Origin of the sequence: Porcincola intestinalis, from assembly GCF_009696445.1 — a bacterium.
GTDB lineage: Bacteria > Bacillota > Clostridia > Lachnospirales > Lachnospiraceae > Porcincola > Porcincola intestinalis.
This window is the reverse complement of record NZ_VULZ01000001.1, coordinates 398,601-413,616: the sequence shown is the minus strand read 5'-3', so window position 1 is coordinate 413,616 and position 15,016 is coordinate 398,601. Positions and strand designations below refer to the sequence as shown.

Below are 15,016 nucleotides of genomic sequence, written 5' to 3'. Positions count from 1 at the left end.
CATGGATTCAGGAAAAAAAGACCTGGCTTCCCTGTATCCGGAAATCGCTGCACAGTGGGATCCGGAGAAAAACGGGGACCTCTCACCGGAACAGGTCCTTCCGGGTTCCGGTAAGAGGATCTACTGGATATGTGAAGCCGGCCATAGCTGGCAGACGGCAGTCTATCACCGGACAGAGGGGCATGGGTGTCCCATATGCAGTGCCAGAGAGGCCGCGTTAAAACGGGGGATGAATGATCTTCTTACAGTAAGTCCTGAACTGGCAGCCCAGTGGCACGGAACGAAAAACGGGGCTCTTGGACCGGCTGACGTGACAAGCCATTCCGGGAGGAAAGTATGGTGGCAGTGCGGTAAGGGGCATGAGTGGGCGGCTTCGGTGAATGGACGGCAGAAAGGACGGGGTTGTCCTTATTGTGCGGGGAACCGAATCCTTCTGGGTTATAACGACCTGGTGTCGATAAACGCACCGTTTCTTTCGGAGTGGGATTATGAAAAAAACGGGGAGCTCAGGCCGGAAATCTTCGGCCGTGGCAGCACCCGGAAAGTCTGGTGGAAATGCAGTGAAGGGCACAGCTGGAAAGCCGCCGTTTACAGCCGTACTTCGGGGAGTGGCTGCCCGTATTGCGCCGGGAATATCGTGGAACCAGGTGTAAATGATATCAGAAGCCGTGTGCCGGAATGGCTTTCCGAATGGGATTTCGAACGGAATGATACAGATCCCGGAGAAACGGCTGTGACAAGCGCTAAGAAAGTGTGGTGGAAATGCGTGAAGGGGCATGCGTATCTTTCCAGCCCGTCCTGCAGGATCCGCGGCCATGGCTGTGTATACTGTGCCGGAAAAGAGATTCTGCCGGGATTCAACGACTTTGCCTCCGGGTATCCGGAACTTCTTGAAGAATGGGATTATCGGAAAAACCGTGTTGACCCGTCAGAGATCACAAGGTTTACGCACAGTCGGGTCTGGTGGATCGACGCGAAGGGACATGAATGGATGGCTTCTGTGGCGAACAGAGCCGCCGGGAACGGCTGCCCGTACTGTGCCGGACGTAAGGTCCTTGGTGGCTTCAACGACCTGGCAGGCTGTTATCCGGAAATCGCCCTTGAATGGGACGATGAGAAAAACGGAAACCTCCGCCCGGCAGAGGTCACATCCAGTTCAAACAGACTTGTATGGTGGCGCTGCGGGGCAGGACATTCCTGGAGGGCGTCGGTGGCAGGCCGCACAGGCGGAAACGGCTGCCCTTACTGCGGAAACCGGAAGGTCTGGTCGGGGTTTAACGACCTTCTCTCATGCATGCCTGAAACTGCGCGTGAGTGGGACGCCCAGAAAAACGGCGGGTTGAAGCCGGATGAGGTTACGTTCCGCACTGGACGGCTGGTCTGGTGGAAGTGCGGAGAAGGTCATAGTTACCGTATGTCGGTTTATAGCAGATGGAAGGGAAAAGGCTGTCCTTATTGCGGCGGGACAAAGGTTTTGAGCGGTTTTAACGATCTCCGCACAGTAACACCATGGATCGCGGAGGAATGGGATGACGGGCGGAACGGAGATCTGAAGCCGGAAGATGTCTTTCCCTATACAAACCGGAAGGTCTGGTGGAAGTGTGAAAACGGGCATCATTGGAAAAGTACAGTAAACAGCCGACAGAAAGGCTCCGGCTGCCCGTATTGCCATGGAATACTCCCCAGGACACCGCACTTTATTTCGTAACAACTATATAAGCCCACTTTTGGAGCCATTTCCGAGATTCAGGGGATGGCTCTTTTTGATTGGAGGAACAGGTATGAGGATGAGAATACGCTCTCCCACTGATGCGCGAGAGAAATGAAAAACGACAAGCCCAAAAGACTTCACCACGAAAAACAAAGAAAGGAGAAGCCAAAATCGCAGTAAAGCAGGCCGACAAAAAACGGCTTGTTTTTCTTTTGGGTTTTGTCGGAAAACAGCAAATCTACAAAAAACAGCAAATCTGCGATTTTGGTTACTGTGAATATGGGCTTTTTTAGCAGTAGTATCACAATCCTTCAGACACTGGTGACGGCCATTGGCGCAGGTTTGGGGGTGTGGGGCGTCATCAATCTTCTGGAAGGATATGGGAATGATAATCCTGGCGCTAAAAGCCAGGGTATCAAGCAGCTCATGGCAGGCGGCGGTGTGATCCTGATTGGCACTCAGCTGGTGCCGCAGCTTGCGAATCTGTTCGGCTAAACAGGGAAAGGAGATAACGATCCATGCTCGATTCAGTATTTGAAGCAATCGAAGAATGGATACGGACTCTACTGACGAACATGGTGGATTCCAACCTGACGACGATGTTTGCAGATGTTAATGAGAAAACGGGACAGATCGCTTCGCAGGTTGGGCAGACGCCGCAGGGATGGAATGGCGGCATTTTCAGCATGATACAGAATTTATCCAATACGGTCATCCTGCCGATTGCAGGCATGATCATCACGTTTGTTCTGTGCTATGAACTGATTTCCATGCTGACCGAGAAAAATAACATGCACGACATTGATACATGGATGTTCTTCAAATACTTTTTTAAGATGATGATTGCCGTGTATCTGGTCAGCCATACCTTCACGATAACGATGGCGGTCTTTGACATGGGACAATCGGTGGTTAATTCTGCAGCTGGTGTCATATCAGGGGAGACAGCCATCGACATATCCTCAATGATAACGGAGATGGATACCGTGATGGAGACGATGGAGATCGGGGAGCTGGTGGTGTTGGCACTCGAAACCCTGCTTGTCAGTTTCTGTATGAGGATCATGTCCATAGTGATTACGATCATCTGCTATGGACGAATGATTGAGATCTATCTATACACTTCGGTTGCGCCGATCCCGTTCGCCACCATGACCAACAGGGAATGGGGACAGATTGGCACCAACTATTTCCGTGGGCTGTTTGCACTTGCGTTCCAGGCATTTTTGATGATGGTCTGCGTAGGTATCTACGGAGTTCTGGTCGCTACGATCCAGATATCCGACAATATGCGCACTGCGTTGTTCGGAGTAGCTGCATATACGGTACTTTTATGCTACACGCTTCTTAAAACCTCTAGCCTAAGCAAGCAAATTTTTAATGCCCACTAAATGGGGAAATATAAAAAGAAAGGAAACGTCCCAAGGCGGCAATCCCCGAATGAAACGCCTTTGGATGCAGGACAGATATGGCTTATGTGAGCGTGCCAAAAGACCTCACGAAAGTGAAGAATAAAGTGGCGTTTAACTTAACCAAGCGCCAGATCATCTGTCTCGGCATAGCGGCGGTGATAGGTTTGCCGTTTTACTTCCTTACCAGGGGAGTAATCGGGAACAGCAATGCCGCCACAGGGATGGTGCTTCTGATGCTGCCGGCATTCCTCTTTGCTATGTATGAGAAGGATGGAATGCCGTTGGAAAAGGTGCTGATGAATATCATCGCAGTGCGGTTCCTGAAACCGGATATCCGACGTTATGAGACAGAGAACATCTATGAAATGAAAATCGTTTCAAAGAAAATAATAAATAAGAAGAAAAATCCGCAAGCGGCTGTAAAGAAGGGAGGGCAGAAACGTGTACGGAAGTAATGACTATGGGTATGACGATTACTATGAGCAGGAACGGCCACAGCGCGGACGCCCACTGACCCGAAGAGAGAGGCGGCTCCGCAGACAACAGCGGAAGATCCGTATAAAGGAGCGGAAGCGTCAGGAAAAGGTCGATGCTAAACTTGCAAAGAAGCAGGCAAAGATCGATGCCCGTCTTGCGAAGAAGCAGGAGAAGATAGACAGGAAGGAAGAAAAGCGCCGCAGGAAGCTGGAAAAGAAAGCACCACCAAAAGTGAATGTAAAGAGGAAGCAGACTGACGCAGCTTACAATAAAAAATCGGCGAAGAACGCACAAACCACAAAGGAGAAGCGCATATCTGCACAAAAGTCAATCCCTTACAGGGAGATGGGCAGAGACGGGATTTGCCGGGTGCAGGATAGGCTCTATTCTAAGACAATCCGTTTTTATGACATCAATTATCAGCTGGCACAGAACGAGGATAAAAATGCCATCTTTGAAAACTGGTGTGATTTCCTGAACTACTTTGACAGCACGATCTTTTTCCAGCTTTCGTTCATCAACCATAAGACGAACATGACTGAGTATGAGAAGATTATCCGCATTACACCGCAGGATGATGATTTTGATGATGTCCGTATGGAATATGCGCAGATGCTGAAAGATCAGCTGGCAAAGGGAAATAACGGCCTGATGAAAACCAAGTATATCACCTTTGCAGTGGAGGCGGACAGCGTGCGGGAGGCAAGACCGAAACTGGAACGTATTGAAGCCGATATCCTGAATAATTTCAAGGTGCTGGGAGTCAGGGCTTACCCGTTAAATGGTGTGGAACGCCTGCAGATCATGTATGAGACGTTTAACCCGGAGCAGGAACATCCATTTTCCTTCCAGTATGAGCGGCTGATCACAAGTGGCTTATCTACGAAGGACTTTATCGCTCCAACCAGTTTTATCTTCCGAAACGGAAAGTATTTCCAGATGGGGAATACTCTGGGAGCAGCAAGCTACCTGCAGATTCTGGCACCGGAGCTGACGGACAAGATGCTGGCGGAATTTTTGGATATGGATAAGAACCTGATCATCAATCTCCATATCCAGTCCATTGATCAGATGAAGGCAATCAAACTCGTAAAGAGTAAAGTGACCGACATAAACCGGATGAAGATTGAGGAGCAGAAGAAGGCGGTTCGTTCCGGTTACGACATGGACATCATCCCGTCTGACCTGATGACCTATGGCAACGAGGCAAAACGGCTTCTGGAGGATCTGCAGTCGAGGAATGAGCGAATGTTTCTTGTGACAGCCATCTTCCTGAATACCGCAAAGACAAAACAGGAACTGGATAACGTAGTGTTTCAGACGGCGGGTATCGCACAGAAATATAACTGTGTGCTTCGCCGCCTTGATTATATGCAGGAACAGGGATTGATGAGCAGCCTGCCGCTGGGTCTGAACCAGATCCCAATCAAGCGGGCGCTGACCACGACATCTACGGCAATTTTTGTGCCGTTCACCACGCAGGAGTTGTTTATGGAGGGCGAATCCCTCTACTACGGACTGAATGCTCTTTCAAATAACATGATTATGGTAGACCGGAAGAAGTTGAAGAACCCGAATGGGCTGATCCTTGGTACACCAGGCTCCGGTAAATCGTTCTCGGCAAAGAGGGAGATCACAAACGCTTTCTTTGTCACAAGGGACGATATCATTATCTGCGATCCAGAGGGGGAGTATTATCCGCTGGTCAATAAGTTGGGCGGTCAGGTGATCCATATCTCCCCGACCAGCCATGACTACATCAACCCAATGGATATCAATCTGGATTATTCTGATGATGATAATCCGCTTGGGTTTAAGTCCGATTTTATCCTGTCTCTTTGTGAGCTGATCATGGGGAGCCGGAACGGCATCGAGGCGGAGGAAAAATCCGTGATTGACCGTTGTCTGCCGATTGTGTACCAGAAATATTTTGAAGATCCGGTACCGGAGAATATGCCGGTACTTGGTGATTTGTACGCTACGCTGCGTGCGCAGAAGGAAGAGCAGGCACAGAGGATTGCTACAGCTTTGGAGATTTACGTCAATGGCTCTTTGAAGGTGTTTAACCATCAGACCAATGTGCGGTTGGATAATCGTATCATCTGTTTTGACATTAAAGATCTGGGCAAGCAGCTGAAAAAGCTGGGGATGCTGGTCGTGCAGGATCAGGTTTGGAACCGTGTAACTTTAAATCGATTCTCTCATAAATCCACCCGGTACTATGTGGATGAGTTCCATCTCCTCTTGAAGGAGGAACAGACTGCAGCGTACTCTGTAGAGATTTGGAAGCGGTTCAGAAAGTGGGGCGGCATTCCTACGGGCATCACGCAGAATATCAAAGATTTGCTGGCATCCAGGGAGATCGAGAACATTTTTGAGAACAGTGATTTTATATACATGTTGAACCAGGCATCCGGTGACCGGCAGATTCTGGCGAAGCAACTGAATATCTCACCATACCAGCTCTCTTATGTGACCAACAGCGGCGAGGGCGAAGGGCTTTTGTTTTACGGGAATATCATTATCCCCTTTAAGGACAGATTCGATAAGTCCTTGAAGCTCTATGCCTTGATGACCACAAAGCCAGAAGAAGTCGAGAAGCGAAAAGCTGCGGAAGCTGCAGAGGTGGCAGAACAGGCTGAGAAAGACAGGCAGACTTCATGGCAGACGCAGAAAATCCCGGAGGGTTACTGGCTGGATGAGGACGACGATCTGGGGGAAGCGCTTGGCTTGGAGCTTGATCGCATGGTAAAACCGGGTGGTGCATTGGCCGAGCGGGACAAGCGGCTGGGTAAGAAACTGTCAGAGGTGCCCGATGAGGAGGATGGCGAATGAGACGATGGTTTACAGGAGTCCTGTTCCTATTTTCCATCGTCCTTCTGACCATCAGTATTTATTTCCTGATGGGGATGTTTCAAGATTACCGGGCAGAGAGTGATCTGCATGACAGGTTGAAGGAAATCCATGAAACAGCAGATATTCCGGGGGATGATGTGGATAAAACATCTTCCTCCGAAAGTGAGGGATCAGAAAAACGGGAACTGGAAGTAGTCATTGACGAAGGCCTTCTGGCACTCCATGATGACAACCCGGACTGCATCTATTGGATCACGATACCGGATACACCGATTGACTATCCGGTGATGTATCATCCGCAGGAGAAGGATTATTATCTGCACCGGGATTTTTATGGAGATTACCTGGCAAGCGGGACACTTTATCTGGAGGAAGATTGTGATCCGGATATCGGTGACAACCTGATCATTTACGGGCATCACATGAACAGCGGCAGCATGTTCGCTGCCCTGGATATGTATAAATCCAGAGATTTTTATGAAGAGCATCCGATGGTCGTACTCCAGACCCTGCACGGAGAAGAAAACTACCGGATTATGGCTGCATTTGCCACTCCGGTTTATACAAGGCATGATTTTGACTACTACGGTTTTACCGTGACAGGAGATCCAACAAAATATGAATCGTATGTAAAGGCGTGTCTATCACGCTCTTTCTATGATACGGGTGTGACCGCTGTCTACGGACAGCGGCTTTTAACTTTATCGACTTGTGAATATACACAGAAAAATGGTCGGATGGTCGTGGTGGCTGTCCAGGAAGATGCTTCAGGTGGAATCGGGAAAGGACAATGATATGAAGCGAATGATGAATAAAAACAATGAGAACAAGAGAACGGAAAAAACAGTGGAGGCACTTTTACAGTTGTTTGGCAATCTCTTCGGAGAGAATGTCCCGGTGGTAGCGGTGGTGGGATGCGGCGGAGGTGTTGCTGAAGAGAACGAGGATTTCCTGAAGGCATTGGAAGACTATTTCTCCGAAAGCGAAGAGAGGCAGTCTGATATTGACAAGGTGGAGAAGCACAAAGAACCGGAAGAAAGCTGTGAGGAGATTTCAGAGGGAGACGGGGAAGAAGTGTTTGATGAAATGCTTTCTGACTTGATTTCCTTTGCTGGCATGGTGGAACGACTGGACACGGTCCTTACTGCCGTTGCCACTGGGAAGATGTGCCCCATTCGTGGCATGAGCGAGACGGACAGTATGGTTGATATCGTATCTGAAGTCCTACGGAAATGGGCGAAGTACAAGGAACCTAAAGCATGACAATAGCGCCGGGAAAGGGGGCAGATCAAATGTCCGAAAGAGAATTTAAGGCAAAGGAGCGGACAGTGCAGAAGATGAGCCGCGATGGTCTGCTGGAGGAGAACCTTCGTTCCGGTACAAGCAAGCGTGTGAGCCAGAGAGTCAGGCAGGACAGTAGTATGCGTGAGGGCGATATCTCTTCGGATGCCAGGGTATTCCGACATTCGAAGAAGATGCCGGCAGAAAAGAGAATACTCTATGCAGAGCAGGAAACAGATGCCCAGGTGCGTGGAGATTCCCATGGAAAATCACGACAGATTCAGAAACGTAAGCAGGATAGGGAGCAAGATATTCCAGACCGTTCCCACACGCAGGGAGAAGATATGCCAGAGGGAGGCGATTTTGATGCAGAGCGATCTTCTAAAGAAACAGGAGACAGAAAAGTCCTGCAAAGAAAGCGTGCAGGACAGATCCGTGAAGCAGTGGAAGGGGAAGAAACAAGAAAATGTAAGTTTCCGCAAAAGATGGCATCCGAAAAAGATCCCGGGGATGAAGGCGCCGAGGAAGATGAAAATCTGACTTCGGGGCATTCCTCTCGTATGGGCAGTGTAAGAAGGCATTCTTCGGCACTGTCGGAAGTATCGGCCAGAACAGCGGCTGACTTTCGCCATGACCGCAGTAAAAAGCAGGTTCAGAAATATTCCGCAGACCAGAAACGCAAAGAGCGCCTGTCGGGAATCTCAAGAACAGAAACGGTTGAGTTGTCCGATGCAAAAGAGGAAATTGCTTCTAAACAGAAACGGGAGCGTTTGAATCAGGAACAGAGGAAACAACAGCGAGCCGTTGCTTCCGGTAAGAAAAAAACAGGGCGTTTGTCCTTTGATGATGAAGATGCTGAGGGAACGATGGTTCGTGGAAGCGGAGCCGGGATAGGGAGAAAAATTGCGGCAGGTGCCGCCGGGGCGGCAGTGCTTGAAGCCCACGCGAAGGTACATGAAACAGAGGATGAGAATGCAGGCGTGGAGGCAGCCCATACCGGTGAACGGCTGGCAGAGGAATCCGTGCGCAAAGCTGCCTCTGTTAATCTGAGGCAGGGTAAATCCAAATCCGGCGCAAGCAGACGAAAATCGGACACAGCGGGACTTCATAAACTGAACTTTGATGAGGAAACAATAAAAGCTGTAAATTCTGCAAAACAGGAAGCAGAGAAGAAGACTACGATCCGTAAATTTTTCCAGAAACAACGATATCGGCGCATGTACGCTGCGGCAAAGAAGGAAGAAAAAACAGCACAGCAGGTATTTAATACTTCACAGAATCTTGCAACAAAAGCGGCGGCGGTTGTAAAGGAGGCGTTCCGCCGAAACAGCAAGGTGCTGATTGGGTTAGGTATCCTGGGCGTGTTTTTCCTTTTGATTTCTGCTTCCGTGACGAGCTGCACAGCAGTGATCCATGGAACCGGGAGCAGTGTTATATCTACTACTTACGCATCCACCGATGATGAAATATACAAGGTGGAAAACGCTTATGAAGACATGGAAAAGGCGCTGAATGAGCAGATCAACGGTATTGGCAATCGATACCCGGAATATGATAACTTTCGTTATCAGATTGACGAGATTTCCCACAACCCTTATCAGCTAATCTCTTACTTCACAGCAAAATATGGAGAATTTACATACGCTCAGGTCAAAGATGAGCTGGAGCAGATCTTTCGGGAACAATATGGGATCTCCACTTCCGGTGAACGAGATGTGACCCTGACAGAAACAAAAAAGGTGCGTGTTGGGGATTCGTTGGGGCAGGTCGTGACTAGCGGCTACTGTAATTGCCCGATCTGCTGCGGCCAGTGGTCTGGCGGGCCAACGGCCAGCGGGGTCTATCCAACAGCACAGCATACCATAGCCGTGGATGCGAGCAATCCGTTCGTTCCGATGGGAACCCATGTCATTATGAACGGTGTGGAATATGTCGTGGAAGACACAGGGGCATTTGCCCGGTATGGTGTCCAGTTTGATGTTTATTATGACAATCATACAACAGCGCAGGCACACGGACATCAGACATGGGATGCATATTTGGCGGACAGCAACGGTAGTCGTGAGATCGAAGTTACAACGACACAGCCTGTCAACCGGATGAGTGTTACCCTGACGAACCATAACCTTGATTCCGTGCTCCGTAACCGTATGACTGGGGATGAAGAAAAGCGGTATGACATCCTCAACAAAACCTTTGGTAACAGGGATTACTTGTTCGATCTGGATAAAATCCCAAGTTACAGTGTAGATGGCGGTTACAGAATTCCACCAGAGGCATTGTCTGATGCGAAATTCGCCAATATGATTCGGGAAGCGGAAAAATACCTCGGATATCCCTATGTATGGGGCGGGGCTTCCCCGTCTACCAGTTTTGACTGTTCCGGTTTTGTCAGCTGGGTAATCAACAACTGCGGAAACGGATGGAATTACGGGAGATTGACAGCCGAAGGACTGAGAGAGGTGTCTGCCTATGTGCCTGCGTCTGATGCAAAACCGGGCGACCTGATCTTCTTCCAGGGAACCTATGATACTGACGGAGCAAGCCATGTCGGGATCTACGTTGGCAACGGAATGATGATTCACTGCGGCAATCCCATTCAGTACACCAGTATCAATACAACGTACTGGCAAAATCATTTTTACCAGTTTGGCAGATTATCATAAGGAGGCGGTGATGTGAGCAAAAGACTGAAACGCCTGATCGAAGAGGAAGAACGGACAATCGCAAAGATTGAGGAGTTGCAGGAGCATCTGAAAGAAATTCGAATTGCCAGAAAGCAGGAGGAAGATCAGGAGATTGTCCGAAGTATCCGCACGATGAAGTTGGGAGCCAGGGAACTGTTCTCCCTTCTGAGCGGGATTCAGGAAGGCAGTGTAGCGATTGAAACTTTCCCCGTAGAGGAGGAAGAACCGGACAAGGCAGAACTGACCATTGGTGATGAATTTGAGAAAAAGTGTCCGGAAAACAGTCAAAAGGATAATAGCGCAGAGGAAGCGCCGGAAAGCGAGGTATAACTCATGAGTAAAAAGATAAGAACCCTGTTGGCAGCTGCGGTGGCAGTGATGTGTGTCGTGTTTGGCAGCGTTACACCTGCGTTTGCCTTTGTAGACCCTACCTGGGAAGAGAGTACAGCGGAACCCCCTGCGGAAGAAACTGTGGCCGAAGAAAGTCCGGTGGAGGAGGCGCAGTCAGAAACAGAGCAGCCATTCTCTACGCCGGGAAACGGTGAGCTTGGGGATGAGATTTCTTCAGGTATGAAGGATTTCTATACCATTCATACAAAAAATAACAACACATTTTATCTGGTAGTAGATCATTCCGGGAATCAGGACAACGTGTATATGCTCTCTCTGATCGACGAGAATGACTTATCAGAGTTCCTAAATGAAGCTGTGAAGGAACCAGAGACAGAGCCGCCGGTGGTCGTGGTTCCGGAAACCACACCGGAACCGGAGACAGAGGTAACAGTCACTCCGGAACCGAAGCAGAAACAGGAGAACAATTCCAGTCGGATGACGCTTATCATCCTTGCCGTGATCAGTGTCGGCGCTGCGGCTTATTACTTCAAGATTTATAAACCGAAAAAGCAGGCTGATGAATATGAAACTGAAGGAATGGAGACAGGAGATGGTCTGGATACCGAGAATGAGGATGAAAGTGAGTGATAAAAGCAGAACATCAGATTGTCCACCTGGTGTCAGAGAGTAAACACAGGAGGTAACAACATCTATGAAGGATAACAAGATGTCTTTTGAAACGTTTGTAGAGATGGCCAAAGCAGGGATCAAATCTTATCTGCCGGAGGCCTATAGGGAAGCAGATGTTTCTGTGAAGGAAATGCAGAAGCTGAACGAATCCTATCTCGGGATGACGGTGGGCAGAGAAGGGCAGGCCTCTGTTCCGAATATCAACCTGACCGGGCATTATCAGGAATACCTTTCCGGAGGGGACTTAGAGCAGATTCTTACACGGATGGCAGAACAGGCACAGATGGAAATACCGGAATTAAAGATCGGATGGCTGCAGGACTACGAACAGGTGAAGCGGCATCTGTTCATCCGGGTCTGTGATGCCAGAGAGAATGAAACCTTTCTCAGCATGTCGCCACACAAGGAAACAGACGGTCTGGCCGTGTCTTATCATATTGCATTTGAAGGATTAAGCGGCGTGCAGGCCTCTACCTCGATTACGGATAAAATGCTGGAAATGTATGGGGTAACTGCTGAGCAGCTTCATGCAGATGCGCTGGAGAACTCGGAGCGTATGTTCCCGGCAGTTTATAAAAGCATGGCAGAAGTCATGATGGGAATAGCACCGGAAATGACCGTAGATGCGGATATGATGCCTCCGATGGGGGAATCACCGTTGATGGTTTTGACCAATGACCAGGGCGTGTATGGGGCCGGAACCTTATTTTATCCGGGTCAGATGGAAGAGATCGCCGCACATATGGAATCAGATTTCTTTATCCTGCCGTCTTCCGTTCATGAAGTGCTGATTTTGCCGGATGACGGACAGACGGATTACCGGGATCTTCAAATAATGGTACAGCAGATCAATGAGGCGGAAGTGGCATCGACAGACCGCCTGTCTGATCGTGTATATCATTATGATGTATCCGACCATCTGCTTGAAAAGGCCGAGACTTTTGAACATCGAATGGAAAAGAAGGAGCAGCTGCACCAGAAATCGGCAGAAAGGACGGTACTTTTCGGGGAAGAAATACCGGCTTCAAAAGTTCAGGACCGAAGATCCGGAGATGAGGACAGGAAGCCGGAAAGGAAATCTGTACTGCAAAGGCTGAACGAAAAGAAGGAGCAGATCAAGGAGCAGCCGAAAAAGGATACACTGAATCGGCACAGAGGAGCAGCACTTGAATGATTTCCGGACAAATCCGGGTACGTTAAACGTAAGGGAATGATCATATGGAAAAGACAAATCAGAAACAACAGGCGGAAAGAATCAAAAAATATCATATGCTGCTTATCGTTCTGGCAAAACAGAAGGAATCAGAGAAAAAGAAACCGTAAGAAAAAACATAACAATCATAACAACAGACAGGGCATCCGGAATCTCCGGGTGCCTTTTTCAGAATGGAGGGAACGACATGTATTTAGTGATTTGTGAGAAGCCCAGCGTGGCACAGTCGATTGGGAAAGTGCTTGGGGCATACAAGAGCGAAGATGGGTACTTATCCGGCAGGGAATGCATGGTCAGTTGGTGTCTGGGGCATTTAGCGGAGTATGCCATGCCGGAAGCATACGATGAGAAATACCGGAAATGGAACTTTGCCGATTTACCGATCATTCCAGAAGATTGGAAACTGACTGTGCAAAAGGACAAGGCGAAGCAATTTCAGGTATTAAAAAAACTTCTGACAGGATCTTTGGTTTCTGTAGATTATGTGGTAAATGCCTGTGATGCAGGACGTGAAGGGGAGCTGATCTTTAAACGTGTATATGACCTCTCCGGCAGTCGGCTTCCGGTAAAGCGGCTTTGGATATCGTCCATGGAAGATCAGGCAATCAAGGATGGATTTGCGAATCTGAAGGATGGAAGAGAGTATCAGAATCTGGCGGATGCGTCTGTATGCAGGGCGCAGGCGGACTGGCTGATCGGGATGAATGCCACCAGAGCCTATACAAAGACGTATGATTATCGCCTGAGCGTAGGAAGGGTACAGACTCCAACGCTTGCCATGCTGGCACAGCGTGAAGCGGAGATCGCAAACTTCCAGAAAAAGCAGTATTTCGTGGTACATGCTCTTTCCGAGGGTCTGGATGCAATTTCAAAACATCTGGACAGCAGAAGAGAAGCAGAGCAGATCGCAGATATGTGTTACGGAAAAGATGCCGAAGTCCTGAGCATTGATCGTGAGAAGAAAACTGCAGTTCCTCCGAAACTGTATGACCTGACTACGCTGCAGAGGGAGGCGAACCGTTTATTTGGCTTCACGGCAAAACAGACCATGGAATACGCACAGTCTCTTTATGAGAATAAGCTGCTGACCTATCCGAGGACGGATAGCCAGTATCTGACGGACGATATGGCAGATACGGCGAAGGGTATGATCGACATTCTCTGCAACCTGTTGTCTTTTGTTCCCGGCCGCTCATTCACTCCGAATGTCGAAAGGCTGTTGAACAACAAAAAGGTATCTGATCACCATGCCATTATCCCGACTGCGGAGATTGCAAAGGTGAATCTGGACAGTCTTTCGGAAGGAGAACGAAAACTCTTTTTACTGGTGGCAAATCGTTTGCTTTGCGCAACGGCTTCAAAGCATCAGTATATCACGATGAAGGTGACAGTTAGCTGCTGCGGGAATCTGTTTTCTGCGAGGGGGAAGGCTGTAACAGATGCTGGATGGAAGCAGTATGAAGATTCCCTGAAAAAATATCTCCGTGTCAAGGAAGAGAAGGAAGATGGCGGTGAGGCTGACTGTAGCCTGCCGGATCTTTTGGAAGGACAGATTCTTTATGGTGTAGAAAGCAAAGTAACAGATCATTTCACACAGCCACCGAAGCCATATACAGAGGACAGTCTGTTGGCAGCGATGGAACGTGCAGGGAATGCAGATATGGAGACGGAAGTGGAACGCAAGGGATTGGGAACTCCGGCAACGAGGGCGAGCATTATTGAAAAATTGATTTCATCCAAATATGCTCAGCGGGAAAAGAAAAAGATCATTGCGACAGAGGCCGGATCAAAAATGATCGCCCTTATGCCGGAGTATCTGAAATCGGCACAGATGACAGCAGATTGGGAAAACCGTTTGCTTGCGATGGAGCGGGGACAGACTACGGGTGATGCATTCATGGCTGACATTTATGGATTGATCGACAAGATGCTGGCCGGGTGCCGCGCTATCCCGGATGCGGAAAGGCAGAAGTTTTCTGATGGGTCAAGTGACCGGAAAGCAATCGGGAAATGCCCGGTGTGCGACAGCCCGGTATATGAAGGCAGGCGCAATTTCTATTGCAGTAACCGGGACTGCTCCTTCGCTCTCTGGAAAGAGAACCGTTATCTGTCTTCCATGAAGAAAACCATAGATAAGAAAATGGCGTCTGACTTGCTTCAGAATGGCAGGATACACGCAAAGGATTTCTATTCAGCAAAGACCGGGAGGACATTTGAAGCAGATCTTCTTTTGGAAGTCACAGAGGATGGAAAGACTTCGTTTGAGATGGCGTTTCCGAAACGGATATCCGGTAAGAAGAGACAGTAACAAAATATGGACGGCACCGGCTATTTGGCAGGTGTCGTCTGCTAATAT

12 protein-coding genes are annotated in these 15,016 nt (G+C 48.9%); all 12 read left to right on the top strand.

Features of this window, described 5'->3' with window-relative positions; genetic code table 11:
- The first annotated feature begins 1 nt into the window (after nucleotide 1).
- A complete protein-coding gene (locus FYJ35_RS02025; protein ID WP_205839658.1) occupies nucleotides 2-1,708 on the top strand; it encodes a zinc-ribbon domain-containing protein in 1,707 nt (568 codons plus the stop codon).
- Nucleotides 1,709-1,990: 282 nt separating this feature from the next.
- Entirely contained in the window at nucleotides 1,991-2,206 is a 216-nt protein-coding gene (locus FYJ35_RS02020) for a Maff2 family mobile element protein (RefSeq protein ID WP_154522484.1), read from the top strand.
- Nucleotides 2,207-2,229: 23 nt separating this feature from the next.
- Nucleotides 2,230-3,102: a VirB6/TrbL-like conjugal transfer protein, CD1112 family gene (locus FYJ35_RS02015; RefSeq protein ID WP_154522355.1), complete on the top strand. Its 873-nt coding sequence runs from the start codon at nucleotides 2,230-2,232 to the stop codon at nucleotides 3,100-3,102.
- Between the two features lie 77 nt (nucleotides 3,103-3,179).
- Nucleotides 3,180-3,578 (top strand): PrgI family protein, encoded by a 399-nt coding sequence (locus tag FYJ35_RS02010; protein WP_154522352.1) that lies wholly within the window; start codon nucleotides 3,180-3,182, stop codon nucleotides 3,576-3,578.
- 196 nt (nucleotides 3,579-3,774) lie between these two features.
- Nucleotides 3,775-6,435, top strand: a complete 2,661-nt coding sequence (locus FYJ35_RS02005) for a VirB4-like conjugal transfer ATPase, CD1110 family (protein WP_456300129.1) — start codon at nucleotides 3,775-3,777, stop codon at nucleotides 6,433-6,435.
- Nucleotides 6,432-7,250, top strand: coding sequence for a class B sortase (locus tag FYJ35_RS02000; RefSeq protein WP_154522349.1), 819 nt, complete (start codon nucleotides 6,432-6,434; stop codon nucleotides 7,248-7,250). The genes FYJ35_RS02005 and FYJ35_RS02000 overlap by 4 nt, the downstream gene beginning before the upstream one ends.
- Nucleotides 7,228-7,719 carry a hypothetical protein gene (locus FYJ35_RS01995; RefSeq protein ID WP_154522346.1) on the top strand — a complete coding sequence of 164 codons (492 nt, stop codon included), beginning with the start codon at nucleotides 7,228-7,230 and terminating at the stop codon, nucleotides 7,717-7,719. Before FYJ35_RS02000 ends, FYJ35_RS01995 begins: the two co-directional genes overlap by 23 nt.
- Nucleotides 7,720-7,748: 29 nt before the next feature.
- On the top strand, nucleotides 7,749-10,403 hold the full coding sequence (locus FYJ35_RS01990) for a C40 family peptidase (protein WP_154522343.1): 2,655 nt from the start codon (nucleotides 7,749-7,751) through the stop codon (nucleotides 10,401-10,403).
- A 12-nt stretch (nucleotides 10,404-10,415) separates the two neighbouring features.
- Nucleotides 10,416-10,754 carry a DUF4315 family protein gene (locus tag FYJ35_RS01985; protein ID WP_154522340.1) on the top strand — a complete coding sequence of 113 codons (339 nt, stop codon included), beginning with the start codon at nucleotides 10,416-10,418 and terminating at the stop codon, nucleotides 10,752-10,754.
- A 3-nt stretch (nucleotides 10,755-10,757) separates the two neighbouring features.
- Complete coding sequence (locus tag FYJ35_RS01980; protein ID WP_154522337.1) at nucleotides 10,758-11,405, top strand: CD1107 family mobile element protein; 648 nt, start codon at nucleotides 10,758-10,760, stop codon at nucleotides 11,403-11,405.
- A 64-nt stretch (nucleotides 11,406-11,469) separates the two neighbouring features.
- Entirely contained in the window at nucleotides 11,470-12,621 is a 1,152-nt protein-coding gene (locus FYJ35_RS01975) for a DUF5688 family protein (RefSeq protein ID WP_154522334.1), read from the top strand.
- 226 nt (nucleotides 12,622-12,847) lie between these two features.
- A complete protein-coding gene (locus FYJ35_RS01970; RefSeq protein WP_154522332.1) occupies nucleotides 12,848-14,968 on the top strand; it encodes a type IA DNA topoisomerase in 2,121 nt (706 codons plus the stop codon).
- Nucleotides 14,969-15,016 lie beyond the last annotated feature (48 nt).

Coding starts and splice junctions, on each gene's coding strand:
- FYJ35_RS02025 (WP_205839658.1), top strand. CDS start 2: ATGGATTCAGGAAAAAAAGACCTGGCTTCCCTGTATCCGGAAATCGCT.
- FYJ35_RS02020 (WP_154522484.1), top strand. CDS start 1,991: ATGGGCTTTTTTAGCAGTAGTATCACAATCCTTCAGACACTGGTGACG.
- FYJ35_RS02015 (WP_154522355.1), top strand. CDS start 2,230: ATGCTCGATTCAGTATTTGAAGCAATCGAAGAATGGATACGGACTCTA.
- FYJ35_RS02010 (WP_154522352.1), top strand. CDS start 3,180: ATGGCTTATGTGAGCGTGCCAAAAGACCTCACGAAAGTGAAGAATAAA.
- FYJ35_RS02000 (WP_154522349.1), top strand. CDS start 6,432: ATGAGACGATGGTTTACAGGAGTCCTGTTCCTATTTTCCATCGTCCTT.
- FYJ35_RS01990 (WP_154522343.1), top strand. CDS start 7,749: ATGTCCGAAAGAGAATTTAAGGCAAAGGAGCGGACAGTGCAGAAGATG.
- FYJ35_RS01980 (WP_154522337.1), top strand. CDS start 10,758: ATGAGTAAAAAGATAAGAACCCTGTTGGCAGCTGCGGTGGCAGTGATG.
- FYJ35_RS01975 (WP_154522334.1), top strand. CDS start 11,470: ATGAAGGATAACAAGATGTCTTTTGAAACGTTTGTAGAGATGGCCAAA.
- FYJ35_RS01970 (WP_154522332.1), top strand. CDS start 12,848: ATGTATTTAGTGATTTGTGAGAAGCCCAGCGTGGCACAGTCGATTGGG.